Below are 26,831 nucleotides of genomic sequence, written 5' to 3'. Positions count from 1 at the left end.
ACTCAGGGCTGCAGCGCCGCACCGGCGCTGTGGTCGCGCAGGAACAACATCACCAACCCCAGCCACAGCAGGCCGCTCGTCAGGTTCACCAGGTTAAACAGCCCATTACCGCCGCTCAGCCAGGCGTGTTTACTTACTTCAATGCCGAAGGTGAAGATCAGCATCTGCATCATCCCCATAGCCGCCGCCACGGTGCCCTTGCTCATCTCACTGGCGAACAGAGTCAGGCGCACCAGACCGGCATTGGATAAACCGATGCCGAAAGCGTACAGGCTAAGCCCGGCTATCATCCACAGCCAGGCGTGCGCCGCCACCTGAGTCGCCACCGCAGCCAGCGCCAGCCCGCCCACAATCGGTATGACGCCCGCCAGGATAAGACGCCGCACGCTATGGTGAGCCGTCAGGCGCGCCAGGGTCAGGTTGCCGATGATCAAACCGCCGAATACCGGAACCTGTAACAGTCCGTACTGATAGCTGCTCATATTCTCGCCCTGTATCAGCATCACCGGCGACTGGGCTATCCACGTCAGCAGCGGCAGCGCCGCGAAGCCGGTAGCCAGCGCCCCGGCGACAAAACGGCCATTATGCAGCACTTCGCGGTAGTCGCGCCCCAGGCGCGGAAGGGAAAGCGGTTCGCCAATACGGGTGGCGGTTTCCGGCATCGCGCGCCACAGCCCGGCCAACGCCACCGCAGCCAGCAACGCGAACAGAACAAACATCATCTGCCATGGCGCGACATGAATCCAGGCGGCCCCCACCAGCGGCCCCAACAGCGGAGCAATCAACGCCACATTAGCCATCAGGGCGGTTATTTTAATACAGACCGACTCTTCAAAGGATTCCTGCACCGCCGCATAGCCCACTGCGCCGATAAAGCACAGGCTCACCCCCTGCAGGAAACGCAGGAAAGTAAACTGTTCAATATTCTGCGCCAGCAGCGTTCCCAGGCAGGTCAGGATAAACCACAGCACGCCAGCCAGCATAACCGGACGACGGCCGACCCGATCGGAAAGCGGCCCCAGCAGCCACTGCAGCAGCATACCGCCCGCCAGATAGGCGGTCATCGAGGTCGGCACCCACTCGCTTCCCGCCTGATATTGCTCAACCACCGCCAGCATTCCCGGCTGGATCATGTCGTTAGCGATATAGGTAGAAAATTCGTAGAGCACCAGGCAGAGCGGAAACAGCAGCGCGCCGCGTCCAAGGGGTTTTGCAGCCAGGGTTTGCATAAAAAACAACCAGAGAAGAAAAAGACGCGCAGAGTGTAATGAAATTCCGGTTTTCGGCAAAGCAAAATCTTTACCGGTACAGATATCCCTTTTCGTTTAAGGTTTTCTTCATCCAGCCCCACTATTCTGACGCCACTCCCGATTGCTGTGGACAGGCTTATGTTGTTCACCCGAACTCAGTGCGACACCGCCGATACCCTGATAAATAAGAAAAACCTGCTTTACGCCCTGCCGCGTAGCTTCTACCTTTACCAGGCTCTGGGACTCACGTTCTGCGGCGCTATTTTTTTCTGGCTGTCGCGCAGCGAAGCACTGGATCGCCTGCTGACCGGTTACTGGTACGATGCGGCGAGCCGCCGCTTTCCCTGGCGAGACAATCGCTGGCTGGCGCTTTTCAACCATCAGTTGTTAAAGGATGTCATTATCGTCGCCGCCGTGGTCCTGCTGCTGTGGGGCATTTTTCGCCGTCGGCCGCGGGCGACAATGGTCGCGCTGCTAATGGGTCTGGGCGCATTAAGCGTGGGGATCCTGAAAGCCACCAGCTATCACAGCTGTCCCTGGGATCTGGTGGAGTATGGCGGTCAGGCCGTGGGCTACCCGCTGTTTGACCCGGCGCCGCTTAACAGCGGTTACGGGCACTGTTTTCCCGGCGGGCACGCTTCCAGCGGCTTTATGGTAATGGGGCTGTTTTTTCTGTTTTACCGCGAGCGCCCCCGACTGGCCTGGGGCTGCTTTCTGGGAGGCATTGCGCTGGGATTGACCATGGGCTACGGCCAGGTCATGCGCGGCGCGCACTTTTTTTCCCACAATTTGTGGGCTGGATGGTGGGTCTGGTTGACCCAGGTCACGGTCTGGTGGGCCGTGACCCGATTACGAAAAAAGGAATCTGTTTAAGATGTTAGAAGAGCTCAACCGAAGCTGGTTTTTACTGATTAACGCCACCCCCAACAGCGCCGGATGGATGCTGGACAGCGCCCAGTATATTGCGCGCGATCTAATCCTCGTGATGCCCGCGCTGGTCGTGATCCTCTGGCTGTGGGGGCGTAAGCACGAAGTCTCTGCCCAGCGCCAGATGGTTCTCAAAACCGCTATCGCGCTGGTGGCCAGCCTGGCCATCTCCTGGTGTATGGGGCATCTGTTCCCCCATGCCCGCCCGTTCGCAATCGGTCTGGGCCATAATTTCCTCTATCACGCGCCGGACAACTCCTTCCCGAGCGATCACGGTACCACCAGCTTTACCTTCGCGCTGGCCTTCCTGTTCTGGCACCGCCTGTGGTCCGGCGCGCTGCTGATGGCGGCGGCCGTCGCTATCGCCTGGTCCCGGGTCTACCTGGGGGTTCACTGGCCGATGGATATGGTGGGTGCCCTGTTCACCAGCCTGTGCGGCTGCCTGATCGCCCAGCTTATCTGGAACCAGTGGGGCTCCGTGCTGTACCAGCGCATCTCTCAGCTCTATCGCTACTGTTTCGCCATGCCGATTCGTAAAGGATGGGTGCGTAACTAGTCGGCCTGCCCGCAGAAGGGGGTCTCCCCTTCTGCTTTTTGGTCAGACTAACCCCGTCAGGTAGAAGAGCTCGATAAGATTGGCTACCGGATCCTGTTGTTCTCAATGTTGCAGGACGACGAGACAGTTCCGTTGATGGAAGAGATTCTGCGTCATCGGGTTGAAGTTCTGGTGCTGATCTCCAGCAGACGGGCTTGCCTGTACTCCTGCTTAGCCGCGGTAACGACAGCAATTCGGTCTCCAGCGTCACCAGCGATAACCTGATGGTCAGTGCCGAAATTGCCGATTTTCTGATAGCTGGCGGACACCGCCAGATGGCATTTATCGCCGTACGGGGAACGACCCGCCCGAGTGCGTGACTCGCCGCCCCCGCGCCGTTAAGATAGTCAGGAATCTCCCCTCCCTCTGCGGGAGGGGTTTTCTTTTTATGCCGCGGAGAAACTATGGAAACACGCCGGGAAGCGCGTATTGATCGCCTGGTTCAGGCGCTAAAACGCAGCGATAAACTGCGCCTGAAAGAGGCCGCCGCGCTGCTGGGGGTGTCGGAAATGACGGTGCGTCGCGACCTTCAAGACGAACACCAGCCCGTGGTGCTACTCGGCGGCTATGTGGTACTGGCGCCTGGCAGCACGGCAGCCAGCCACTATCTGCTAAGCGATCAGAAGGGGCGCCACGTCCGCCAGAAACGTCAGGCGGCCCGGCTGGCGACGACGCTGGTTCAGGCGCACCAGACGCTGTTTTTTGACTGCGGCACCACGACTCCGTTTATCATCGAAGCGCTGCCCCATGACCTGCCCTTTACCGGCATCTGCTATTCGCTGAATACTTTTTTGGCCCTGAGCGAAAAGCCCGGGTGTCGGGTAATTCTGTGCGGCGGTGAATTTCAGCCCGGCAATGCCATTTTCCGGCCGCTGAACTTTCGCGAGATTCTCGGCAACCTGTGCCCCGATATCGCCTTCTTATCGGCGGCGGGTATTCATCCCCAGACCGGGGTGACCTGTTTTAATCTTGAAGAGCTGCCGGTGAAGCAGTGGGCGCTGGAGATGGCCCAACGGCGGGTACTGGTGGTGGATGAGAGTAAATTCGGCAAGGTCCGTCCGGCCTGCATGGGGCCGCTATCGGCATTCGATATGCTGGTAAGCAACTCGCCACCGCCAGAGGCGCTGGTAGAACAGGCCCGCAGCCTGGGCGTTATGCTCAGTCACGAATAAGGGCACTACGGCCCTTATTCGTTAAGGCCGTCAGGAGAAGAAGCGCTCAAACCAGCCGCCGGTCCACTGATTCACCTTCATCAGCACGAAGTCGAGGATGCGTCGGAAGAATCCGCCCTCTTCCACCGGCTCCATCACCACCAGCGGGCGCTGTTCAATGGATTTTCCATTAAGCTGGAAATCGATGGTGCCCACCACCTGACCTTTCTTCAGAGGCGCGGTCAGTTGTTTATCATTCAGGGTGTAGCTGGCCTTCAGGTTTTTCAACTGCCCCTTGGGAATGGTAATAGAGCCGCTGTCGCCCGCCCCCAGCTTCGCCTCTTTGGTATCGCCAAACCAGACCCGCTGCGTCACAAAGGGGGTATCCGGCTTAATGGGGGTGACCGTTTCAAAGAAGCGGAAGCCCCAGGTCAGCAGCTTCTGGGATTCCCGAAAGCGGATACCGTCAGTTTTGGCGCCCAGCACCACGGAAATCAGGCGCATATCGCCCTGAGTGGCGGAGGAGACCAGATTAAAGCCCGCCCCGGCGGTGGTGCCGGTTTTAACGCCATCCACGTTCAGGCTGGTGCTCCACAGCAGCCGGTTACGGTTCGGCTGGCGGATATTGTTAAAGGTGAACTCTTTCTCTTTGTTAATGGCGTATTCATCCGGCACGTCGCGAATCAGCGCCTGAGTCAGCAGCGCCATATCCCGGGCAGTACTGAACTGCCCCGGCGCATCCAGACCGTGGACGGTTTTAAAGGTGGTATTGGTCAGCTTCATGCGCTGGGCATAGCTATTCATCAGGCCGATAAAAGCATCCTGACTGCCCGCCACATAGTCCGCCAGGGCGATACAGGCGTCATTGCCTGACTGGATAATGATCCCTTTATTAAGATCTTCCACCGACACCTGAAGCCCGGGCTTCAGGAACATCACCGAAGAGCCACGCAGCGCCGGATTGCCGGTCGCCCATGCGTCCTTACCGATGGTCACTTTATCATCAAGATGTATTTTACCGGCCTTCAGGGCCTGGCCGACCACATAGCTGGTCATTATCTTGGTCAGACTGGCTGGGTCCAGCTTTTCATCCGCATTCCCCTCTGCCAGTACTTTGCCGCTGTCGTAATCCATCAGGATCCAGGCTTTGGCATCCACTTGCGGCGCGCCCGGCGCCTGTTCAGCCTGCACAACAGGGGAGACAACCAGCAGCAGCGTGGCGCCTGCTGCTAATCCGCGCAACACAGAAAACGTTCTACTCGTCATATAAGCCCCGGAAATCCATTCGATCAAACTCCCCGCAGGCCGGGCGGCCCGGGAGAAACCGAGAGTAAACCCCACAAATCATCTTAAAGAAACAGCGGGTTGGTAAAGTTTGTTAAGTTTATTCGATATCGCCCGGTCATGCCTTAGCTGCAGTAATTTTTTATGAGCCCTGGCGCACTCACCGGTGGCAGAGCATACTAATAACCGCCATTCGCTATGTTAACGGGAGCTTTGATGATCACAGTCTGGGGCAGAGAAAATTCCACCAATGTGAAAAAGGTATTGTGGTGTCTGGAGGAACTGGAACTAAGCTATCATTCCATCCCCGCCGGGGGCCAGTACGGCCTGAACCACGATCCCGACTACCTGGCCATGAACCCTAACGGCCTGGTTCCCTGCCTGCGCGACGAGTCCGCCGACCTGACGCTCTGGGAATCTAACACCATCGTGCGCTATCTGGCCGCTCAGTACGGCGCAGGCGGTCTGTGGCCTTCGTCACCGGCCCTGCGGGCCCGGGGGGAAAAATGGATGGACTGGGCCATCGCCACTCTGGCGGGCCCTTTCCGGGATGTATATATCAGCCTGATTCGTACCGCTCCGGAGAAGCGCGATCCGGCCGTGATTGAGCGCGGTAAACAGGCCTGCGAAGCGGCGTTCGCGATTCTTAATAACGCCCTGGCGCAAAGCCGCTGGCTGGGCGGAGAAGCCTTCGGACCCGGCGATATCGCCCTGGGGCCCTTTATTTACGGGCTGTTTAATCTGGAGATTGACTGGGCGCCGCGCCCTGAGCTGCGGCGCTGGTATCAGCAACTGGGTGAACGCCCCGCGTTTCGCAAAACGGTGATGCTGCCCCTCAGTTAATCCTGCGTCGGGCTGACCTTTAACAACTGGCCGTCCGATTCGTCGGTCAACACATACAGGTAGCCGTCCGGCCCCAGCTTCACATTGCGGATCCGCTGGTTACGCTCGGTCAGCAGGCGCTGTTCATCCTTCACCGTATCGCCATCCACGGTCAGGGCGATCAGCGCCTTCTCTTTCAGCGCGCCGATAAATAATTTCTGGCCCCACTGTGGGAACTTATCGCTGTTATAAAACGCCATGCCGCTAATGGCCGGGGAGACTTTCCAGTGCCAGATGGACTTTTCCATACCCGGTGCTTCACCGCCCCGGGTTTCCGGATAGGCCTCGCCGCCATAGTCGATGCCCCAGGTCGCTATCGGCCAGCCGTAGTTAGCGCCCGGATGGGGAATATTGATCTCATCGCCGCCGCGCGGACCGTGCTCATGTAGCCAGATCTGATGACTCCAGGGATTCAGGGCCAGCCCCTGAGGATTGCGGATGCCATATGACCAGATCTCCGGTCGCGCGTCTTTGCGCCCCACGTACGGATTATCTTCCGGTACAGTCCCTTCCGCCGTCAGGCGTACCACTTTACCTTGCAACTTAGTCAGATCCTGAGCGGTATTGCGCTGGTTATTTTCCCCCAGCGCCACGTAGAGGTAGCCCTTACCATCAAAAGCCATGCTGCCGCCAAAATGGTTGCCGGTGGAAAGCTTCGGCTGCTGGCGCAGTACCACCCGGAAATCCTCAATCCGGGTCATGGACGGATTCAGTTTGCCGTATCCCACCGCAGTGCCCGCCTTACCGTTTCCGTCACCTTCAGCGAAACTCAGCCACACCCGGCGACTGGTCGCGAAATCCGGCGCCAGGGCCACATCCAGCAATCCCCCCTAGCCATTGGCCCAGACGTCGGGAACGCCGTTGATGGGGTCGGAAAGCCCTGCGCCAGGCTGCCATCGTTTTAGCTGGCCGTCCTTCAGGGTTATCAGAATGCCCTGGTTTTCTGGCAGAAAGGCCAGCGACCAGGGATGATCGAGCTTACTTTGCAGCACCTCAACCTGGGTCGTGGCAGCCAGGGTACTACCTGCGGTGATTAACGTCAGTCCGGCGATCAGCGCGCGGGGGGAAAAAAATGCCATGGCGGTCTCCTTGATTTTCGCTCCCCGTAAAGGTTAGACAGCCGTGGCGCAAAAGGGGCTGAATTTACATATTCTTAAGCCGGGTGATAGGCAGTTGAGGCGTGCGGGTCAGCAGCGTTATCGCTGGTTCCGGATTATCAGGCAGCTGCCAGCATACATTATCCGGGGGGCCGACGACGCCTGGCAGGCCAGCTACCCCAAAGCCGTCCCTTTCCCCGGTTTGCAGTACCCTTACGGACAGGAACCCTGTAAAATCCCAGCCCTGATAATTCCATAAACGATGAATTTTTGAGCTTATGAGCAATGTGAACCCGGCGCCGAAAATCGGTTTTGTCTCTCTCGGCTGCCCGAAGAACCTGGTGGATTCAGAACGTATCCTGACCGAGCTGCGTACCGAAGGCTATGACGTGGTGCCCAGCTATGACAATGCCGATCTGGTGATCGTCAACACCTGCGGCTTTATCGACAGCGCGGTGCAGGAGTCGCTGGAAGCCATCGGTGAAGCGCTGAACGAGAACGGTAAGGTGATCGTTACCGGTTGTCTGGGCGCCAAAGAGGATCAGATCCGTGAAGTGCATCCCAAAGTGCTGGAGATCACCGGTCCTCACAGTTATGAGCAGGTGCTGGAGCACGTTCACCGTTACGTGCCCAAACCGCAACACAACCCGTACCTGAGCCTGGTGCCGGAACAGGGCGTCAAACTGACGCCGCGTCATTACGCTTATCTGAAGATTTCCGAAGGCTGCAACCATCGCTGCACCTTCTGCATTATCCCTTCCATGCGCGGCGATCTGGAAAGCCGGGCCATCGGCGAGGTACTGGCCGAAGCCCAGCGTCTGGTGGAATCGGGGGTCAAAGAGCTGCTGGTAATCTCTCAGGACACCTCGGCCTACGGCGTGGACGTGAAGCACCGCACCGGTTTCTGGAACGGACAGCCGGTCAAAACCAGCATGGTCAGCCTGTGCGAGCAGCTTGCGAAGCTCGGGGTCTGGACCCGCCTGCACTATGTCTACCCCTATCCTCACGTCGATGAGGTGATTCCGCTGATGGCCGAAGGCAAGCTGCTGCCCTATCTGGACATTCCGCTGCAGCACGCCAGCCCGCGCATTCTGAAGCTGATGAAGCGCCCGGGCGCGGTAGAGCGCACCCTTGAGCGTATCCGTCGCTGGCGTGAGATCTGCCCGGATCTGACCCTGCGATCCACCTTTATCGTCGGCTTCCCGGGTGAAACCGAGGAGGACTTCCAGATGCTGCTCGACTTCCTGAAGGAAGCGCGTCTGGATCGCGTAGGCTGCTTTAAATACAGCCCGGTAGAAGGCGCTGGCGCTAACAGTCTGCCGGATCAGGTGCCAGAAGAGGTGAAGGAAGAGCGCTGGCACCGCTTTATGCAGTTGCAGCAGCAGATCTCCGCCGAGCGACTGCAGGAAAAAGTGGGCCGCGAGATTATCGTGATGATCGACGAGGTGGATAAAGAAGGCGCTACCGGTCGAAGCATGGCGGATGCGCCGGAGATCGACGGCGTGGTGTGGCTGAACGGCGAACGCAGCGTGAAGCCCGGCGATGTGGTGCGGGTGAAGGTAGAACACGCCGACGAGTACGATCTGTGGGGCAGCCGGGTGTAAACCACCGGGCTACCTGCCCGAAGCCGGTCAGACGACCGGCTTTTTTTATTCCTTAATCTTCGGATCCAGCGCGTCGCGCAGCCCGTCTCCCAGCAGATTAAACGCCAGCACGGTCACAAAAATCGCCAGACTCGGAAACAGCGCCACATGAGGCGACATCACCATATCCGACTGGGCCTCGTTCAGCATCGCTCCCCATTCCGGCGTGGGCGGCTGCGCCCCCAGCCCCAGAAACGACAGGCTGGCGGCAGAGATAATCGCCGTGCCAATGCGCATGGTGAAAAAGACCACAATGGAAGAAAACGTGCCGGGCAGAATATGACGCAGCAGAATCACCCAGTCCGGTGCGCCGATACTGCGCGCCGCCTCGATAAAAGTCTGATGTTTCAGCACCAGGGTATTACCGCGCACCAGTCGGGCAAAGGCGGGAACGCTGAAAATGGCCACCGCGATCACCACATTCGCCATGCCGCTTCCCATAACCGCTACCACCGCAATCGCCAGCAGGATCCCCGGAAAAGCGAACAATACATCGCAGACGCGCATAATCAGCCGGTCCCACCAGCCTTCGTAATAACCTGCCATCAGGCCAAGTAGCGTCCCCACCGTACCGCCAATCAGCACCGAAAACAGCCCGGCCGTCAGCGAGATACGAGCGCCAACCAGCACCCGGCTATAGATATCCCGCCCCAGCGAGTCCACGCCGAACCAGTGCATCATCGACGGGCCTTCATTGAGCCGGTCGTAATCAAAATAGTTTTCCGCATCGAACGGCGCTATCCAGGGTGCCAGCAGCGCTACGGCCAATAACAGCAACACCACGATGCCAGCGATAAGCGCCACCGGCTGGCGGGAAAAGCGGCGCCAGAACTGCGCCATGGGGGTCCGTACCGGCGGCTCGCGCAGTACCGGCATGGCATTGATGATCGCCTGACGGCGCCAGTTAATCAGTCGCATCCTTATCGGTACCTGATGGTTGGGTTAATGGCAGCGTAGAGGACATCCACCACCAGATTGATTAGAATGAATTCCAGCGAAAACAGCAGTACCTCGGCCTGAATCACCGGGTAGTCGCGCATCTCCACTGAATCCACCAGCAGGCGTCCCAGCCCCGGCCAGTTAAAGACCTTTTCCACCACAATCGAGCCGCCCAGCAGAAAACCGAACTGCAACCCCATCATGGTCACCACCGGAATCATGGCGTTACGCAGACCGTGCTTGATGACCACCAGCCGTTCGCTCACCCCTTTGGCCCGGGCGGTGCGCATATAATCTTCCTGCAGCACTTCCACGAAGGAGGCCCGGGTAAAGCGCGCCATCACCGCCGCCACCGCCGCCCCCAGGGTAATCGACGGCAGAATATAGTGACGCCAGCTATCGGCTCCCACCGTCGGCAGCCAGCCCAGCTCCACCGAAAAGATCTGCATCAGCAGCATCCCCAACGCAAAAGCGGGAAACGAGATGCCGGAAACCGCCAGGGTCATGCTCAGCCGGTCCGGCCAGCGATTTCGCCACACGGCGGAAACCACACCGGCAAACAGCCCAAACAGCGTAGCCCAGACCATACTGCTCAGGGTCAGCCACAGAGTGGGCAGAAAGCGGCTGGCTATCTCTTCCGATACCGGACGATGCGACGCCATCGAGATACCAAAATCACCGCACAGCACGTTACCAATCCAGGTAAGAAACTGCTGCCACAGCGGCAGATCCAGCCCCAACTGGCTGCGAACCAGCGCCACCACTTCGGCATCCGCTTCCGGCCCGGCAATCAGCCGCGCCGGGTCCCCCGGCAGCATATGGACGAACAGGAACACCAGCACCGCCACAATCAGCAGCGTGGGAATCAGCCCCAGCAGGCGTTTAATGATGTAATTCAGCATGGATAAATGCGTATTCCACGGGAGTCGGCCGCCCTGAACGGGCGGCGCGCTCCGGACTAGTTAAGGTCGGCGTTTTCGAAGCTGAAGCCGGTATCCGGCATCACATAGAAACCGGTCAGCGTCTTATCATGCGCCGATACCAGCTTTTCCACCACCAGCGGTACCCAGGGGGACTCTTTCCAGATAGTGTCCTGGGCATCCTTATACAGCTTGCCCTTCTGAGCATCGTCAGAGGTCTGCAGCGCCTGATCCAGGTCTTTATCCACCTGCGGGTTGCTGTAGAAGGCGGTATTAAACAGGGTCGGCGGCCAGTTGCGGCTGGCGAACAGCGGTGAAAGCGCCCAGTCCGCCTCGCCGGTAGAGGCGCTCCAGCCGGTGTAGAACATCCGCACCCCGCTCTCTTTCTGGCCCTTTCCTTCCACCTGGGCGGCGCGCTGACCGGCATCCATCGCCGTGACCTTCACCTTAATCCCCACCTGGGCCAACTGCTGTTGGGTAAACTGCAGCACCTTACGGGCGGTGCTGTGGTTGTGTGACGACCAGAGCGTGGTGGTAAAACCGTTGGGATAGCCCGCCTCTTTCAGTAACTCACGCGCTTTCGCCGGATCGTATGGCCAGGGCTGATAAGCCTGGGAATAAGCAATGGCCGGCGGCACCACGCCGGTCGCAGGTTCGGCATAGCCGGAAAACGCCACCTTCACCAGCGCCTGGCGGTTGATGGCATAGTTAATGGCCTGACGCACTTTCAGATTATCGAACGGCTTCTGGGTGACGTTCATGCTGATGTAGCGCTGCATGATGGAAGGCGTGGTCACCAGCTCCAGCTTCGGATTCGTTTTCAGGCGTGCCGCCTGCTCGAAGGGGATCGGGAAAGCCAGATTCGCCTCGCCGGTCTGCAGCATGGCGGCCCGGGTATTGTTATCCACCACCGGACGCCAGGTAATGGTATCGAGCTTCGGCAACCCTTTCTGCCAGTAGTCCGGGAACTTCTTCACCTTCACAAAATCGGTCTGATTCCAGGTATCAAGCTGATACGGGCCGGTTCCCACAGGATGAAAGCCAATGTCTTTGCCGTACTTCTTCAAAGCCTCTGGCGAGATCATCGCCGTTGCCGGGTGGGCCAGAATATTGATAAATGCCGAGAACGGCTGTTTAAGGGTAATTTTTACCGTCAGCGGATCCACCACCTCAGTACTGGCGATATTGCGGTACAGGTTATAGCGCTTCAGATGGTTGTCCGGATTACTGGCGCGATCGAGATTCACCTTCACCGCCTGGGCATTGAAGTCGCTGCCGTCCTGGAACTTCACGCCGTCACGCAACTGGATGGTATACACCTTGCCGTCTGCCGAAACGCTGTAGTCCTTCGCCAGCACCTTCTGTACCTTCATCTCCTTATCCAGGCCGAACAGCCCCTGATAGAAGGATTTCGCCACCGCCTGGGACAGCGTATCGTTGGCGTCATACGGATCCAGCGTGGTGAAGTTTGATCCAACGGCAACCACCACATCTTTGGCGGCCAGAGCCGGGGCGGCGGCCGCCAGGGCCAGCAAAGCAGCCATCAGGCGTCCTGCGTTTTGTCTTTTCATTATCGTCTTCTCCTGTCATTACCCTGTCTTGCACCGGTTACTGCGCCGGCCTGTTATCGTGGTTGTGTGTTGTCTCTTCGGCCCGGGTGCGGGCGACATAGTGGCCGGGGCCCACCTCCACCATCGGGACCACCTCGGGCTCATCGCCCGGACGGCGGGCGGCGCTCGCGATTTCATCGGACAGCAAAATGCCCTGGGGGCGCTGATAACTGGGGTCGGCGACCGGAACCGCCGCCATCAGACGCCGGGTGTACGGATGCTGCGGATTCTCGAACACCGCTTGCCTGGGTCCGATCTCGACAATCTGGCCCAGGTACATCACCGCCACCCGATGGCAGATACGTTCCACCACCGCCATATCGTGGGAGATGAATAAAAAGGCGATGCCCAGTTCGCGTTGCAGACTGAGCATCAGGTTGACTATCTGGGCGCGGATCGAAACATCCAGCGCCGATACTGCCTCATCGGCGATCACCACCTTTGGATTCAGCGCCAGCGCCCTGGCAATACAGATACGCTGGCGCTGACCGCCGGAAAATTCATGGGGATAGCGAACCGCGTGTTCAGGGCTCAACCCTACCCGCTCCAGAAGCCAGGCGGTGCGCGCGCTGGCTTCCTGCCGGGAAGCGCCATGCAGCCGCATGGGCTCCATGATGGCATCGCCCACGGTATTGCGGGGATCGAGAGAGGCGTAGGGATCCTGAAATATCACCTGAATATCGCGCCGCAGGGCGCGCATCTCCCGGGAGCTCATGCCGTCGATGCGCTGACCTTCAAAGGTGATGGCACCGCTCTGGCTTTCCACCAACCGCAGCAGCGAACGCCCGGTGGTAGACTTACCGCAGCCCGACTCCCCCACCAGCCCCAGAGTTTCGCCGGGCAGCAGATCGAAGCTGACTTTCTCCACCGCGTGCACCACGCGCTGCACCCGGTTAAAAATACCGCCGCGCAGCACAAAGCGGGTCACCAGGTCACGCACCTGCAATATCGGCGTCGCCCCCGGCACCACCGTATCCTGCTCGCGCTCGTCCAGCGGCGCATCGGGATTATTCGGGTCAGTAAGCGGGAATTTACGCGGCAGCGTGCTGCCGTTCATTGCTCCCAGCCGCGGCACCGCCGCCAGCAGCGATTGCGTATAAGGATGCTGCGGCGCGCTGAATATCTGGCGAACATCACCGCTTTCCACAGCTTCACCGCGGTACATCACCAGTACCCGGTCAGCAATATCAGCCACCACGCCCATATCGTGAGTGATAAAGATCACCCCCATCGCCATTTCACGCTGCAGGACCTTAATCAGTTGCAGGATCTGCGCCTGGATGGTGACATCAAGCGCGGTGGTGGGTTCGTCGGCAATCAGCACCGCCGGGCGGCAGGAGAGCGCCATGGCAATCATCACCCGCTGGCGCATACCGCCGGAAAGCTGATGCGGATAGCGGCGTAACATCGCCTTTGCATCGGGGATGCGTACCAGGTCCAGCATCCGTTTGGCATCGTTCAGCGCCTCTTTATGGCTCATGCCCTGATGCAGGCGGATGGATTCGGCGATCTGCTCCCCAATGGTAAAGACCGGATTCAGGGAGGTCATCGGCTCCTGGAAGATCATCGCCACATCGGCGCCGCGCACGCCGCGCATCCGGGCATCGCTCAGCTCCCGCAGATCGACCACCTGGCGGTTACGGCGTCGCAGCAGTAGCGGGCCGCTCTTTATCGACGCGCTTTGGGCAGAGAGCAGTCGCATCAGCGCCAGCGCGGTCACCGACTTACCGGAGCCGGATTCGCCAACAATGGCCAGGGTCTCTCCTCTGGCCAGGCTGAAAGAAAGGTCACGCACCACGCGGGTCTGTTGCCCTTCGTGACGAAAACCCACATTCAGATCCTGTACTGACAGCACCTGTTCGGCTGACAGTTCATGGCTATGAGGCATCCGCCCCCCTTTGTCCTTTACTTTTAATAAATGCCCACGCTGGGCGAGTCACCCACAAAAGCCCAGGCCCGGTACATGCCTTCGCAGTTAAACGGCAGCGCCACATTCCCCTGATTATCAACGGCTATCGCGCCGCCGCTGCCGCCCAGAGCCGGGAGTTTTTCCATAATCACCCGCTCGGTGGCCTGCTGCAGACTAAGCCCCCGGTACTCCATCAGCGCGGCGATATCATAAGCCGCCAGGGTACGGATAAAGAGTTCGCCATTGCCGGTGCAGGAAACCGCCACATTGGCGTTATTGGCATAACAGCCCGCCCCCACCAGCGGTGAATCCCCCACCCGCCCCGGCAGCTTATTGGTCATGCCGCCGGTAGAAGTGGCCGCCGCCAGATTACCGTCGAGATCGAGCGCCACAGCCCCGACAGTGCCGAATTTGGTATCCGGACTGGCCGGCGCATCGTGATCCAGCAGAATGGCGTTTCTGGCGTTGTGTAGCTGCGCCAGGCGTTCCGGTGTATCGAACAGCGTCGGCGTCACCAGTTCCATACCCTGCTGCTGAACGAAGCGTTCCGCCCCTTCGCCCACCAGCAGCACGTGTGGGCTTTGCTCCATGACCAGACGCGCCGCCAGCACCGGATTGCGCAGATGGCTGACGCCAGCCACCGCTCCGGCATTCAACGTGACGCCATCCATCACACAGGCATCGAGCTCGTGAGTTTCGTCCCGGGTATAAACCGAACCTATCCCGGCGTTAAACAACGGGCACTCTTCCAGCAGCCGTACCGCTTCGCAGACCGCGTCCAGGGCGCTTTCCCCCGCCGCCAGCATCTGCTGCCCGGCATCGACAATATCCGACAAAGCCTGAATATAGCGCTGCTCCTGCTCCGCGCTCATTTGCAGCCGGGAGAGGGCTCCCGCGCCGCCGTGAATGGCGATTACCGCTTTTCCCATAACAACATCACTCAATTAGAGAAGGAATATGCGGCGCTTTTGTATTGATATCATTGTTTTTTAGCGCCGGTTAATACGATTTCTGAATATAGAAAGATGTAAATGTGTTGTAAAGACCAGGACACCGGGGCTACCCCGAAAGCAGGCGTTTAGCCGTGGGCTTTTCTCTGCCATAATACGCTTTTATCAGATTTTCCCGCCCAGGAGCTATTCATGGATTTTACCGCCGGACTGATTCCTCTGGATGATGCCCTCCAGCAGATGCTCGACCGCCTGACGCCCGTCACCGAAGTAGAAACACTGCCGCTGCAACAGGCCTTTGGCCGCGTTACCGCCCAGGCGATCGCCTCTCCCATTGATGTGCCAGGTTTCGATAATTCGGCGATGGACGGCTACGGTGTACGACTGGCGGACCTGGCAAGCAGCAAAGCGCTGCCGGTGGCCGGTAAAATCTTCGCGGGTCAGCCGCTCCAGGGCGAATGGCCGACCGGGACCTGCGTGCGTATTATGACCGGCGCGCCGGTGCCTGCGCAGTGCGAAGCGGTGATCATGCAGGAGCAGGCGGAAACTCATGACGACGGGGTGTTGTTTACCGCCCCGGTGAAAGCGGGCCAGAATATTCGCCGCTGCGGCGAAGATATCCGTCAGGGAGCCACGGCTATTGAAGCCGGTGTACGTCTGAGCGCCGCCGAACTGCCGATGCTGGCTTCGCTGGGCATTGGCGAGGTTCCGGTGCTACGCCGCCTGCGGGTGGCGCTGTTCTCGACCGGTGATGAGCTGCAACTGCCCGGCACGCCGCTCCAGCCCGGCCAGATCTATGACAGCAACCGTCTGACGGTGCATCTGATGCTGGAACAACTGGGCTGCGAGGTCATCAACTTAGGTATCGTCCGCGACTCCCCCGAAGCGCTACGCGCCACCTTCCTGGAAGCGGATTCCCGGGCCGACGTCACCCTCAGTTCAGGGGGCGTCTCCGTGGGGGAAGCCGACTACACCAAACAGATCCTCGATGAACTGGGCGAAATAGGCTTCTGGAAGCTGGCCATTAAGCCCGGAAAACCGTTCGCCTTCGGTCGTCTGCGTAACAGCTGGTTCTGCGGCCTGCCGGGCAACCCGGTTTCTGCCGCGGTGACCTTTTATCAACTGGTGATACCGCTGCTGGCGAAGCTCTGCGGGCAGCATACGCCAGCCCTGCCGCCGCGCCTGAAGGTGCGGGCAGCGCAGGCGCTTAAGAAGAGCCCGGGGCGCCTCGACTTCCAGCGCGGCGTGCTGGGCACCGGCGCAGACGGCCTGCCGGAAGTGACCAGCACCGGCCATCAGGGCTCCCATATCTTCAGTTCGTTCAGCCAGGGAAACTGCTTCATAATTCTGGAGCGTGAACGCGGCAACGTAGCGCCGGGCGAGCTGGTCGAGGTTCAGCCGTTTAATCACCTGTTCGGAGGCTGAGATGTCCGTTGAGCTCTCCGACGCAGAGATGATGCGCTACAACCGCCAGATTGTACTGCGCGGTTTTGACTTCGACGGCCAGGAGCGCCTGAAGTCCGCTCGCGTGTTGATCGTCGGCCTCGGCGGGCTGGGCTGCGCCGCCAGCCAGTATCTGGCAGCCGCGGGCGTCGGGCAGCTCACGCTGCTCGACTTCGATACCGTGGCGCTCTCCAACCTGCAGCGCCAGACGCTGCACCGCGATGCCTCCATCGGCCAGCCTAAGGTGGCCTCCGCCGCCGCCGCGCTGCGCGATATCAACCCACATATCCAGATTGAAACTGTCGATGCGCTGCTGGAAGAGCCTGAACTACAGGCGCTGGTGGCACGCCACAGTCTGGTTCTGGACTGTACCGATAACGTGGAGATACGCAATCAGCTCAACCGCTGCGGCTTTGCCACTCAAATTCCGCTGGTTTCCGGCGCCGCCATCCGAATGGAGGGGCAGATTTCGGTCTTCACCTGGCAGCCTGGCGAACCCTGCTATCGCTGTCTGAGCCGGCTGTTCGGCTCAGAGGCCCTTACCTGCGTCGAAGCGGGAGTGATGGCGCCGCTGGTGGGGGTTATCGGCACGCTCCAGGCCATGGAGGCCATTAAGCTGCTCGCCGGTTACGGCACGCCGATCACCGGTAAGATCCTGATGTACGATGCCATGCGCGGCCAGTTCCGGGAAATGAAGCTGGCGCAGGATCCGCACTGCGAAGTTTGCGGCGCATCTCAGTCATAAAGCCCTGCCGCCCGCACGCCGTGGGGCGCCCTGCCCCCACGGATGCGCCGCACCGAATCGTACACCGCCAGCTTGCCATGCAGTAACAGCGTGCTGACCGGCGCCTGCGGTCGAATCAGACGCTGCTGTAGTATATGCACCGCCTCTTCCCCCAGCTCATCCCGGGGAACCTGCAGCGCCGTCAGCGGCGTATCGCCCATCGCCGACAGATTGGCGCCGTCAATGCTCATCACCGACATATCCTGGGGTACCTTCAGCCCGGCTCGGGTCAGGGCCCGCACCACGCCTGCGGCCATAAAGTCTCCTCCCGCCAGAATCGCTGTCGGCAGCGCTTCGCGCGGCGTGCGCGCCAGCCATTCGCTGATTAATGCCTCGCTTTCGCTGGCGGCAAAACTGTCGGCCACCAGCAGGTGATTCGCCTCATCGAAGGCCAGGTTCGCACCGCGCCAGGCGTCAAGTATCCCCGCCAGCCGCAGCTCCATGGTGTAGCGGCGCAAACACAGCAGATTCAGCACCGAACGGTGCCCCATCGAAAACAGATAGCGGGCGGCGCACTCCCCGGTGGCTCGGTGGTCAGGCGCCACTGCCGGTAGCCGCATATCCCGGGTACGGCAGTTAATCAGTAAGCAGGGCTTCCCCACATCGACAGCCAGTTCGTGGATGTGCGGATCGTCAATACCCAGCAGCATCGCCGCTTCGGTGCGCGGCTCATTAATACGGTTCAGGAACAGATTGGCGTCGCTGTCCTGCTCTTCCAGCGCGCAATAGCGCAGCCGGACATCGTGCGGCGCCAGCGCCCGACTGATACTCTGAATCACCCGGTAGTAGAAAATATCAGAACGCTCATCGAAGGCCCGCTGCGGCGCAAACACCACCAGCTCATTGAGCAGCAGGCGCCCCGCCGCCATACCTTCCATCACTCCCAGTCGTTCGGCACACTGGCGTACCTGCTCCCGGGCCTGTTCGCTGGTGTTGGCCTTGCCTGCCAGCACCCGGGAAACGGTGCTGATCGACAGCCCGGTGAGTGCCGCGATCTCGGTGATTTTGAGCCTTTTTGTCATTCTGTGATCCATGCCCAAATGTGAAATGAAAAAATTTTCACCCGCCATACTAGTCACAAAAGCGGGCAACCAGCACAGCATGCCAGTACGAATCACTATTTTATGAGAATCTTTTCACAATTTTCGCTACGACCTCCTCACCGGCTCCTTTAGTCTCCGGTTATGGGCACGCCGGGGGCCTTATTTCCGGTAATTCCCTCTTTATTCAACAGCTTCCCTGCTGTCTTTCCCCGTTATGACGGGGATGCAGGCGGTTTATCAAAACCAATAATGCGGAGAACGTAATGAGTCAGGGAGTTAACTCAACCGTCACGGCGAGTAACGTACGGCGGACAATCAAAAATTTACGCTGGTGGGTGCTGGTTCTGTTTCTGCTGGGCGTCACCGTCAACTACATTACCCGTAATTCACTGGGTATTCTGGCGCCGGAACTGAAGAGCAGCCTGGGGATCACCACCGAACAGTACTCCTGGATTGTCGGCGCATTCCAGCTGGCTTACACCCTGTTTCAGCCCCTGTGCGGCTGGCTGATTGACGTGATCGGTCTGAAGATCGGCTTCCTGATCTGCGCCGCTATCTGGGCGCTGGCCTGCCTGTTCCACGCCGGTGCGGGAAGTTGGTTGCATCTGGCCTTTCTGCGTTTCGTGATGGGCGGCGCCGAAGCCGCGGCGACTCCCGCCAACGCCAAGACTATCGGCGAATGGTTCCCCAAACAGGAACGCCCCATCGCCGCTGGCTGGGCCGGTGTCGGCTTTTCGGTAGGCGCTATGCTGGCGCCGCCAATTATCTATTTCGCTCACGCCTCGTTCGGCTGGCAGGGCGCCTTTATGTTTACCGGTGTTCTGGCATTGCTGTGGGTGGTGTTGTGGTGGCTGTTCTATCACAACCCGGAACAGCATCCGCGCCTCGGCAAAGAGGAGCTGGCATTTATCCGCCAGGATAACGAAGCCCCTGCGGTTACCCAGCCTTTTTTCACCACCCTGAAAGTGGTGGCAAAAAATCGGCGCTTTTACGGCATCGCCATTCCCGCTTTTATGGCGGAGCCCGCCTGGGCGGTAATGAGCTTCTGGGTGCCGCTCTACCTTGCCCGGGAGCACGGTATGGATCTGAAACAGATCGCCATGTTCGCCTGGCTGCCGTTCCTGGCCGCCGATCTGGGCAGCGTGGCCAGCGGCTATATCACCCGTCTGTATACCCGCTGGTTCGGTTTGACCCGGGTCAATTCGGTGGTGGCAAGTTCGGTCACCGGCGCCTTTTTAATGATCTCGCTGGCGGTGGTGGCCTTCACTCGCGATCCGTACGTCACCATTGTGCTGATCTCCATCGGCGGTTTCGGCCATCAGATTATCTCCTGCATGCTGAGCGCGCTGGTGGTGGAGTCCTTCGACAAAGGCCAGATGGCCACCGTTAACGGGATGCGCGGCTCCGCCGCCTGGATCGCCAGCTTTGCATTTTCGCTGATTATCGGCGTTACCGCCGACACCATCGGCTTTAATCCGCTGTTTATCGCCATGGGGCTGTTCGACCTGATCGGCGCCTGTTTCCTGATCGCTTTTATTGCCGAACGCCGCGGGCATCGCATCTGATGAGGTATTACTGATGAAAACCCTGAAACACTGGAGCCTGACCCATTGTGACGATAGCCGCATTACCCTGAGCGTGGAAAACCGGCACCGGCTAACGCTGCACGTGCTGGAGCAGGGACTGTTTCGCGTATCGATACAGCGCGGCGGCAACTGGGCGCTGGATCGCACCTGGAGCATCGCGCCGGATCGGGATGTTCCCTGGGAAGGACGCTCCCGGGACGATATCAGCGGCTTCACCCTGCCGGGCTATACGCTGACTGAACGCGACGACGTACTGGAGATCGCCACCGGGCGACTGCGGGTCACCGTTCACCAGCCGCTGTGGCTGGAGTGGCACTATCGCGACGCCAGCGGTCAGTGGCTTTTCCTTGCCAGCGATCGCCCCACTAGCGCCTATCTGCTTAACGCGCACGGCGACGGCGTCGCCCACTATCAGCGCCGCTTTAAGGACGATCGCTATTACGGGCTGGGCGAAAAGGCGGGGCCGCTGGCCCGTAACGGCAAACGCTATGAAATGCGTAATCTGGACGCCATGGGCTATAACGCCGCCAGTACCGATCCGCTCTACAAGCATATCCCCTTTACCATCACCCGCCGCGATGAGGTCAGCTTCGGGCTGTTTTACGATAACCTGAGCAGTAGCTGGTTCGATCTGGGCAACGAGCTGGATAACTATCATGCCCCTTACCGCCGCTGGCAGGCGGAGTCCGGCGATATCGATTATTACCTGTTTGTGGGCGACCGGGTTCTGGATGTCACCAAAACCTTTGTGCGCCTGACCGGCAAAACGCTGTTTGGCCCACGCTGGAGCCTGGGGTATAGCGGCTCAACGATGCACTATACCGACGCGCCGGATGCCCAGAATCAGCTAATGAACTTTATTCGCCTGTGTCAGGAACACGCCATTCCGTGCGACTCCTTCCAGCTTTCATCCGGCTATACCTCGATTAACGGCAAGCGCTACGTCTTTAACTGGAACTATGACAAGGTGCCTGAGCCGAAAGTCATGAGCCAGGCGTTTCACGATGCCGGCCTGCGGCTTGCCGCCAATATTAAGCCCTGTCTGTTACAGGACCATCCCCGCTATCAGGAGGTGGCCCGCCAGGGGCTGTTTATTCAGGATTCGCAAAGCGATGCACCGGAACGTTCCAGCTTCTGGGACGACGAAGGCTCCAACCTGGACTTTACCAACCCGGCCACCATTGCCTGGTGGCAGGAAGGAGTCACCACGCAGTTGCTGGAGATGGGAATCGACGCCACCTGGAACGACAATAACGAATTCGAAGTGTGGGACGGCGAAGCGCGCTGTCACGGTTTCGGCCAGCCTGTCGCCATTAAGCATATCCGCCCGGTGATGCCGCTACTGATGATGCGCGCCTCAATGGAGGCACAGCAGCGCTTTGCGCCAGAGCTACGTCCGTATCTGATCTCCCGCTCCGGCTGCGCAGGTATGCAGCGCTACGTTCAGACCTGGAGCGGCGATAACCGCACCAGCTGGCAGACGCTGCGCTATAACATCCGCATGGGTCTGGGCATGAGCCTGTCCGGGTTATATAACGTGGGCCATGACGTCGGCGGTTTCTCCGGCGATAAACCCGATGCCGAGCTGTTCGTACGCTGGGTGCAAAACGGCGTGATGCATCCGCGTTTTACCATCCACTCCTGGAACGATGACGGTACCGTCAACGAACCCTGGATGTATCCGGCGGTCACCCCGGCGGTGCGCGCTGCCGTTGAGCTGCGCTATCGCCTGATGCCTTATCTGTACACGCTGCTGTGGCAGGCCCACGCCGACGACGAGCCGATGCTGCGCCCCACGTTCCTCGATCATGAGCAGGATCCTCAAACCTGGCAGGAGTGCGACGAATTTATGCTGGGCCGCGATCTGCTGATAGCCAGCGTCGTAGAGGCAGGTCAGCGCGAACGCACCCTGTGGCTGCCGGATAACGGTCGCGGCTGGTATGACTTCGCAAGCGGCGTCTGGTACGCGGGCGGCCAGCAGGTCACCCTGCCCGCCCCGCTGGAGCATCAGCCCATGCTGGTTCGCGCAGGGGCCGGAGTACCGTTAAGCCAGCGTCTGGCCCATAGCGATGCCCGGGCCGACGACAAGCGTGAGCTGCGGCTGTTTCCGCTGAAAGGGGTCGGGCACTCTCAGGGCGAGCTGTTCGAAGATGATGGCGAAAGTTGGGGTTATAAAGAGGGCAACGCGCTGTGGCTCAGTTGGGAGATGACCTGTAACGCCGATTCCATCAACCTGAAGTTTAACGTTCGCGGCGACTGGCGCCCGGCCTGGTCTGAACTGCACATAACATTACCGGAAGGCGAAACGCGTCGTCTGACTATCGACGGCGTGGAGGGAAATTGCTGGGCGCTTAAATAAAGGCGCTGTCGTTCCCTCTCCCGCCCGGGGAGAGGGAACGCACGGTACCGTTATTCGATACCTTTACTGCGCAGATACTCTTCGTAACCACCGCCGAAGTCGACCACGCCCTGAGGCGTGATTTCCACGATGCGGGTCGCCAGAGAGCTTACGAACTCACGGTCGTGGGAGACAAAGACCAGCGTTCCTTCATAAAGCTCCAGCGCGCTGTTCAGCGACTCGATGGACTCCATATCCAGGTGGTTGGTAGGTTCATCCATCACCAGGATATTGGGGCGCTCCATCATCAACTTGCCGAACAGCATCCGTCCTTTCTCACCCCCGGACAGCACCTTCACCGGTTTGCGGATATCGTCCTGGCTGAACAGCAGACGACCCAGCACGCTACGCACAGCCTGCTCGTCATCTCCTTCCTGTTTCCACTGGCTCATCCAGTCGAAAACATTCAGATCGCAGTCAAAGTCCGCGGCGTGATCCTGAGCGTAGTAGCCAATGCGCGCGTTTTCGGACCACTTCACCGTACCATTGTCTGGCGTCAGTTCGCCCACCAGGGTTTTCAGCAGGGTCGATTTACCCACGCCGTTGGTGCCCAGCACCGCAAGCTTCTCGCCCACTTCCATCAGCGTGCCGAAGCCGCTGAACAGCGGGCCGTTATCGAACCCCTTGCTGAGATCCTTCACTTCCAGCGCATTACGGAACAGTTTTTTATCCTGCTCAAAGCGGATGAACGGGTTCTGGCGACTGGAGGCTTTCACCTCTTCCAGCTTGATTTTGTCTATCTGACGGGCGCGGGAGGTGGCCTGACGCGATTTGGAAGCGTTGGCGCTAAAGCGACTGACGAATGACTGAAGTTCGGCGATCTGCGCCTTCTTTTTAGCGTTATCCGACAACAGGCGTTCGCGCGCCTGGGTCGCCGCGGTCATATACTCATCGTAGTTGCCAGGATACACCCGCAGCGAGCCGTAGTCGAGATCCGCCATATGGGTGCAGACCATGTTCAGGAAGTGGCGGTCGTGGGAAATAATAATCATGGTGCTGTCGCGCTCGTTAAGCACCTGCTCCAGCCAGCGAATGGTGTCGATATCCAGGTTGTTGGTCGGTTCGTCGAGCAGCAGGATATCCGGGTTGGAGAACAGCGCCTGAGCCAGCAGCACGCGCAGTTTCCAGCCAGGCGCCACCTCGCTCATCGGCCCGTAGTGCTGCTCCTGGGGAATGCCCACGCCCAGCAGCAGTTCACCGGCTCGCGCTTCGGCGGAATAACCATCCATTTCGCCGTATTTCACTTCCAGATCGGCAACCTTATAGCCTTCTTCTTCGCTCATTTCCGGCAGAGCATAGATGCGGTCGCGCTCCTGCTTAACTTCCCACAGTTCCGTATGCCCCATGATGACCGTATCCAGCACCGTGTACTGTTCGAAGGCGAACTGATCCTGACGCAGCTTACCGATACGCTCATCGGGATCGTGAGAGACATTGCCGCCGCTCGGCTGCAGATCGCCCCCCAGGATCTTCATAAAAGTTGATTTTCCGCTACCGTTGGCGCCGATCAGACCGTAGCGATTACCGCCGCCAAACTTAACGGAGATGTTTTCGAACAGCGGCTTACTGCCGAACTGCATGGTGACATTACTGGAAACTAACAAGAATCTTCCCCAGGTTGAAAGTGTGATAAACACGACATTATGCCATAAGTGCGTTCAGGGATCGCCCGGATCCAAATCCGTGACAAAATAACCTACACTAATACACAAATTCAGGTGAAAAATGTGATTTCATCCACATCCGAATTTCCTCAGCGCCCCAATGCTCCTATAATGCGCTGGCGGCACTTTCACCGTATCTTAACCAATAGCCTCTGTGGCACCGATAACAACTGCGCGACTTAACTATGAAATTACGTACGCTTTTACTGGCAGCATTTACCCTTGTCGGTTTTTGTAAAACTGCCTCTGCGGTAACCTATCCGCTGCCCCCTGAGGGGAGCCGTCTCGTCGGCCAGAATCAGGTTGTCACCGTTCCGGAGGGTAACAAGCAGCCTCTGGAATACTTTGCGGCACAGTACCAGATGGGGCTGTCCAACATGATGGAAGCCAACCACGGCGTGGATCCCTATCTGCCAAAAGCCGGTACCGTGCTGACCATTCCTCAGCAGCTCATCCTGCCGGATGCGCCGCGTAAGGGCATCATCATCAACAGTGCCGAAATGCGTCTTTACTACTACCCGAAAGACAGCGGTACCGTCGTGGTTCTGCCGATTGGGATCGGCGAGCTGGGTAAAGATACGCCGATTAACTGGACCACCAAGGTAGAGCGCAAGCGCGCGAACCCCACCTGGACCCCGACCGCCAAGATGCACGCCGAATATAAGGCTCGCGGTGAATATCTACCTGCCGTATTCCCGGCGGGTCCGGATAACCCGATGGGTCTGTACGCCCTGTATATCGGCCGCCTGTACGCCATCCACGGCACCAATGCCAACTTCGGTATTGGCCTGCGGGTAAGCCACGGCTGCGTGCGTCTGCGTAACGACGACATTAAGTTCCTGTTCGAGAACGTGCCGGTCGGCACCCGCGTGCAGTTTATCGATGAGCCGGTAAAAACCACGACCGAGCCGGACGGCAGCCGCTATATCGAAGTGCATAATCCGCTCTCTACCACCGAGGCCCAGATGGCCGGTAAAGAAGAAGTGCCGATTGTGTTGACGAAGAAACTGCGTGAAGTGACCGACCAGGCAGACGTCGATCAGAGCGTGGTGCAGCAAGCCGTTGAGAACCGTTCCGGTATGCCGGTACGTCTTAACTGATAGCCGTTATGCCAGCAAAAAAGGCCGCACAAGCGGCCTTTTTTATTATGGGGGCGACGGTTATTCCTGACGCGTCTCGCTAAAGCGGCGGAATAGTTCCAGCGTCTCTTCGCTAACGTGGTGCTCCATCCCTTCCGCATCGCGGCGGGCGGTATCCGGACTCACTCCCAGCGCCAGCAGGAAGTTTTCCACTATCTGATGACGTTCCCGACTCTCCTCTGCCAGCTTCGCCCCTTCTGCAGTCAGAAACACGCCGCGCCAGGGGATCTGCTCGATCAATCCCACCGAGGCCAGGCGCTTGAGCATTTTCGCCACCGTTGGCTGTGAGACCCCCAGACGCGCCGCCATATCCACCTGACGCGCCTCTCCCACTTCGCGGATCAGATCGTCAATCAGCTCAACGTAATCATCGATCAACTCCCGGCGGTGGGCCTCGCGTACCTGACGAAAACCTTCAACGTGGGCTTCCACATCAACCAGCTTTCCTTCTCTGGGGCTTTCTGGCTTACCTGCGCGACGGCTCATTCAACTTCTCCCGGGTGCTGCATATGAAATTTAACGGCCCTTATTGTAAACCAGCATCGCGTAACCACAAAAAATTAACTCAATAGCAATAGCTATGTAATATAGCTTGTGCTATATCTGTATAGAATACAGACGGTCGCAAAGGAAGCGCGGCAACGAGTGAAGAAGGAGGAGCCGATGAATGAATTTAAGAGGTGTATGCTGGTGTTTACCCACTCTCCCTTTCGGGTGCGGCTGATGCTGCTGAACATGCTGTGTGATATGGTGAACGGTAAGGCGTCGCGTTCGAACAACGAGCAACGCTAACCTCCCTTTCCCATACCTCCCCTGACCGGCAACCAGCCAGCGTCGCCTTTCATCCTCTTAATCCTGTTTTTGCGAACTGCCATGCCGCGTCGGCCTTCGCTTTCGGACGAATTAATCCCGGCTATACTCAAACTGCAGGCAAAAAAAATCCGCCGTGAAGGCGGATTTTTCTCTTTCCCTGTAAGAGGGAAGGATTAGAAGCGGTAACCAACACCAGCGATCCAGGTGCCAACGTCAACGCTACGAATACGGCTCTGCTCGTAAGAGAAGTCCAGAGCAACGTTTTCGATCGGGTTGAACTGCAGACCCGCACCGTAAGAGAAGCCTGCGTCGCTCATGTCGCCGTGATCCGGGTACTGGGTGGTCTGGAATTTACCATAGCCCACACCGATTACGCCGTAGATGCTAACCCAGTCAGCCAGACGGTAAGCCGGACCCGCAGTCAGACCATAGTACTGGCCTTTCTGATAGTCACCACCGCGACCGGTACGATCGTGCTCGGTGTAGGTGAAAGAGCCGATAACGCCCAGCGGGCTGTTGTCGAACTCATAACGGTACTTCAGGTTGAAACCGTTAGCTTTGCTGGCAACGCCCTGGAAATCACTCTGCGCGTAGCCACCAGAAACAGTTGCGGTACCGGCCACTGCAGAACCGGCGGAAACGGCCAGAACACAGGCCAGAGCTGAAAGACATGCAATTTTTTTCATAACCACCTCAAATGTGCTTCAAGTAAGTCCTAAGTTATAAATATATCAAACTACTTTAAGAAACTCTGCGGGATTTGCGTTGTCTAAGGCGCCATTTCATGTAACAGAACGTTTCCAG

General features: G+C 58.8%; 24 protein-coding genes and 1 pseudogene. 12 read left to right on the top strand and 13 right to left on the bottom strand.

Annotated elements, in window-relative coordinates:
• Positions 1 to 2 precede the first annotated feature (2 nt).
• Complete coding sequence (locus SCU88_RS08460) at positions 3 to 1,229, bottom strand: MdfA family multidrug efflux MFS transporter (protein WP_175339738.1); 1,227 nt, start codon at positions 1,227 to 1,229, stop codon at positions 3 to 5.
• 159 nt (positions 1,230 to 1,388) lie between these two features.
• Between SCU88_RS08460 and SCU88_RS08455 the strand changes: the two genes are divergently transcribed.
• From SCU88_RS08455 to deoR, 4 genes are all read left to right on the top strand, one after another.
• Positions 1,389 to 2,123, top strand: a complete 735-nt coding sequence (locus SCU88_RS08455) for a phosphatase PAP2 family protein (RefSeq protein WP_175339737.1) — start codon at positions 1,389 to 1,391, stop codon at positions 2,121 to 2,123.
• Between the two features lies 1 nt (position 2,124).
• A complete protein-coding gene (ybjG, locus tag SCU88_RS08450) occupies positions 2,125 to 2,733 on the top strand; it encodes an undecaprenyl-diphosphate phosphatase (protein ID WP_138096563.1) in 609 nt (202 codons plus the stop codon).
• Between the two features lie 194 nt (positions 2,734 to 2,927).
• Positions 2,928 to 3,092: a hypothetical protein gene (locus tag SCU88_RS08445; protein WP_175339736.1), complete on the top strand. Its 165-nt coding sequence runs from the start codon at positions 2,928 to 2,930 to the stop codon at positions 3,090 to 3,092.
• A gap of 84 nt (positions 3,093 to 3,176) precedes the next feature.
• Positions 3,177 to 3,944, top strand: a complete 768-nt coding sequence (gene deoR, locus SCU88_RS08440) for a DNA-binding transcriptional repressor DeoR (protein ID WP_175339735.1) — start codon at positions 3,177 to 3,179, stop codon at positions 3,942 to 3,944.
• A gap of 30 nt (positions 3,945 to 3,974) precedes the next feature.
• Here the strand turns inward: deoR and dacC are convergent, their stop codons facing one another.
• Positions 3,975 to 5,189 carry a serine-type D-Ala-D-Ala carboxypeptidase gene (dacC, locus tag SCU88_RS08435; protein WP_175339734.1) on the bottom strand — a complete coding sequence of 405 codons (1,215 nt, stop codon included), beginning with the start codon at positions 5,187 to 5,189 and terminating at the stop codon, positions 3,975 to 3,977.
• A 234-nt stretch (positions 5,190 to 5,423) separates the two neighbouring features.
• Here dacC and SCU88_RS08430 point away from each other — a divergent pair, with 234 nt between their 5' ends.
• Positions 5,424 to 6,050 (top strand): glutathione S-transferase N-terminal domain-containing protein, encoded by a 627-nt coding sequence (locus tag SCU88_RS08430; protein ID WP_175339733.1) that lies wholly within the window; start codon positions 5,424 to 5,426, stop codon positions 6,048 to 6,050.
• Here SCU88_RS08430 and SCU88_RS08425 read toward each other — a convergent pair.
• Positions 6,047 to 7,168 (bottom strand): annotated as a pseudogene (locus tag SCU88_RS08425) (PQQ-dependent sugar dehydrogenase). The gene SCU88_RS08430 and the pseudogene SCU88_RS08425 sit on opposite strands and share 4 nt — an antisense overlap.
• A gap of 296 nt (positions 7,169 to 7,464) precedes the next feature.
• Here SCU88_RS08425 and rimO point away from each other — a divergent pair.
• On the top strand, positions 7,465 to 8,790 hold the full coding sequence (gene rimO, locus SCU88_RS08420; RefSeq protein ID WP_138096557.1) for a 30S ribosomal protein S12 methylthiotransferase RimO: 1,326 nt from the start codon (positions 7,465 to 7,467) through the stop codon (positions 8,788 to 8,790).
• A gap of 45 nt (positions 8,791 to 8,835) precedes the next feature.
• On the opposite strand, the gene gsiD is transcribed toward rimO, so the two are convergent.
• Genes gsiD through iaaA form a run of 5 tightly spaced genes read right to left on the bottom strand, consistent with a single transcriptional unit; the run spans position 8,836 to position 15,136 of the window.
• Positions 8,836 to 9,747 carry a glutathione ABC transporter permease GsiD gene (gene gsiD / locus SCU88_RS08415; protein ID WP_175339732.1) on the bottom strand — a complete coding sequence of 304 codons (912 nt, stop codon included), beginning with the start codon at positions 9,745 to 9,747 and terminating at the stop codon, positions 8,836 to 8,838.
• Positions 9,748 to 9,749: 2 nt separating this feature from the next.
• Positions 9,750 to 10,670, bottom strand: coding sequence for a glutathione ABC transporter permease GsiC (gsiC, locus tag SCU88_RS08410; RefSeq protein WP_138096555.1), 921 nt, complete (start codon positions 10,668 to 10,670; stop codon positions 9,750 to 9,752).
• 56 nt (positions 10,671 to 10,726) lie between these two features.
• Positions 10,727 to 12,259 (bottom strand): glutathione ABC transporter substrate-binding protein GsiB, encoded by a 1,533-nt coding sequence (gene gsiB / locus SCU88_RS08405; RefSeq protein WP_138096554.1) that lies wholly within the window; start codon positions 12,257 to 12,259, stop codon positions 10,727 to 10,729.
• Positions 12,260 to 12,296: 37 nt separating this feature from the next.
• Entirely contained in the window at positions 12,297 to 14,186 is a 1,890-nt protein-coding gene (gene gsiA, locus SCU88_RS08400; RefSeq protein WP_175339731.1) for a glutathione ABC transporter ATP-binding protein GsiA, read from the bottom strand.
• A gap of 23 nt (positions 14,187 to 14,209) precedes the next feature.
• Positions 14,210 to 15,136, bottom strand: a complete 927-nt coding sequence (iaaA, locus tag SCU88_RS08395) for a beta-aspartyl-peptidase (RefSeq protein WP_138096552.1) — start codon at positions 15,134 to 15,136, stop codon at positions 14,210 to 14,212.
• Between the two features lie 213 nt (positions 15,137 to 15,349).
• On the opposite strand from iaaA, the gene moeA reads away from it, so the two are divergent.
• Positions 15,350 to 16,582: a molybdopterin molybdotransferase MoeA gene (gene moeA, locus SCU88_RS08390; RefSeq protein ID WP_175339730.1), complete on the top strand. Its 1,233-nt coding sequence runs from the start codon at positions 15,350 to 15,352 to the stop codon at positions 16,580 to 16,582.
• A gap of 1 nt (position 16,583) precedes the next feature.
• Positions 16,584 to 17,345 carry a molybdopterin-synthase adenylyltransferase MoeB gene (gene moeB / locus SCU88_RS08385; protein ID WP_175339729.1) on the top strand — a complete coding sequence of 254 codons (762 nt, stop codon included), beginning with the start codon at positions 16,584 to 16,586 and terminating at the stop codon, positions 17,343 to 17,345.
• Here moeB and SCU88_RS08380 read toward each other — a convergent pair.
• Positions 17,336 to 18,406, bottom strand: a complete 1,071-nt coding sequence (locus SCU88_RS08380; protein ID WP_175339728.1) for a substrate-binding domain-containing protein — start codon at positions 18,404 to 18,406, stop codon at positions 17,336 to 17,338. The two genes, moeB and SCU88_RS08380, sit on opposite strands and share 10 nt — an antisense overlap.
• 284 nt (positions 18,407 to 18,690) lie before the next feature.
• On the opposite strand from SCU88_RS08380, the gene SCU88_RS08375 reads away from it, so the two are divergent.
• Together SCU88_RS08375 and SCU88_RS08370 are read left to right on the top strand one after the other, a co-directional pair.
• Positions 18,691 to 19,992, top strand: a complete 1,302-nt coding sequence (locus SCU88_RS08375; protein ID WP_175339727.1) for an MFS transporter — start codon at positions 18,691 to 18,693, stop codon at positions 19,990 to 19,992.
• Positions 19,993 to 20,005: 13 nt separating this feature from the next.
• The gene (locus SCU88_RS08370; RefSeq protein ID WP_175339726.1) at positions 20,006 to 22,372 is read left to right on the top strand and encodes a TIM-barrel domain-containing protein; all 2,367 of its coding nucleotides are present in this window, start codon (positions 20,006 to 20,008) and stop codon (positions 22,370 to 22,372) included.
• Between the two features lie 50 nt (positions 22,373 to 22,422).
• Here SCU88_RS08370 and SCU88_RS08365 read toward each other — a convergent pair whose 3' ends face one another.
• A complete protein-coding gene (locus SCU88_RS08365) occupies positions 22,423 to 24,015 on the bottom strand; it encodes an ABC-F family ATPase (protein WP_138096546.1) in 1,593 nt (530 codons plus the stop codon).
• A 245-nt stretch (positions 24,016 to 24,260) separates the two neighbouring features.
• Here SCU88_RS08365 and ldtB point away from each other — a divergent pair, with 245 nt between their 5' ends.
• The gene (gene ldtB / locus SCU88_RS08360; RefSeq protein ID WP_138096545.1) at positions 24,261 to 25,175 is read left to right on the top strand and encodes a L,D-transpeptidase; all 915 of its coding nucleotides are present in this window, start codon (positions 24,261 to 24,263) and stop codon (positions 25,173 to 25,175) included.
• 60 nt (positions 25,176 to 25,235) lie between these two features.
• On the opposite strand, the gene mntR is transcribed toward ldtB, so the two are convergent.
• Positions 25,236 to 25,700 carry a manganese-binding transcriptional regulator MntR gene (mntR, locus tag SCU88_RS08355; protein WP_138096544.1) on the bottom strand — a complete coding sequence of 155 codons (465 nt, stop codon included), beginning with the start codon at positions 25,698 to 25,700 and terminating at the stop codon, positions 25,236 to 25,238.
• A 177-nt stretch (positions 25,701 to 25,877) separates the two neighbouring features.
• Between mntR and mntS the strand changes: the two genes are divergently transcribed.
• Positions 25,878 to 26,006: a manganase accumulation protein MntS gene (gene mntS / locus SCU88_RS08350; protein WP_138096543.1), complete on the top strand. Its 129-nt coding sequence runs from the start codon at positions 25,878 to 25,880 to the stop codon at positions 26,004 to 26,006.
• Between the two features lie 194 nt (positions 26,007 to 26,200).
• On the opposite strand, the gene ompX is transcribed toward mntS, so the two are convergent.
• Both ompX and SCU88_RS08340 read right to left on the bottom strand, forming a co-directional pair.
• Positions 26,201 to 26,713: an outer membrane protein OmpX gene (gene ompX, locus SCU88_RS08345; protein ID WP_138096542.1), complete on the bottom strand. Its 513-nt coding sequence runs from the start codon at positions 26,711 to 26,713 to the stop codon at positions 26,201 to 26,203.
• A 55-nt stretch (positions 26,714 to 26,768) separates the two neighbouring features.
• Positions 26,769 to 26,831 carry a hypothetical protein gene (locus SCU88_RS08340; protein ID WP_138099203.1) on the bottom strand — a complete coding sequence of 21 codons (63 nt, stop codon included), beginning with the start codon at positions 26,829 to 26,831 and terminating at the stop codon, positions 26,769 to 26,771.

The organism is Jejuibacter sp. L23 (genome assembly GCF_050815825.1).
Lineage (GTDB): Bacteria > Pseudomonadota > Gammaproteobacteria > Enterobacterales > Enterobacteriaceae > Jejubacter > Jejubacter calystegiae.
Note: the sequence above shows the minus strand (reverse complement) of the source record. Positions and strands in the feature narration are given on the sequence as shown.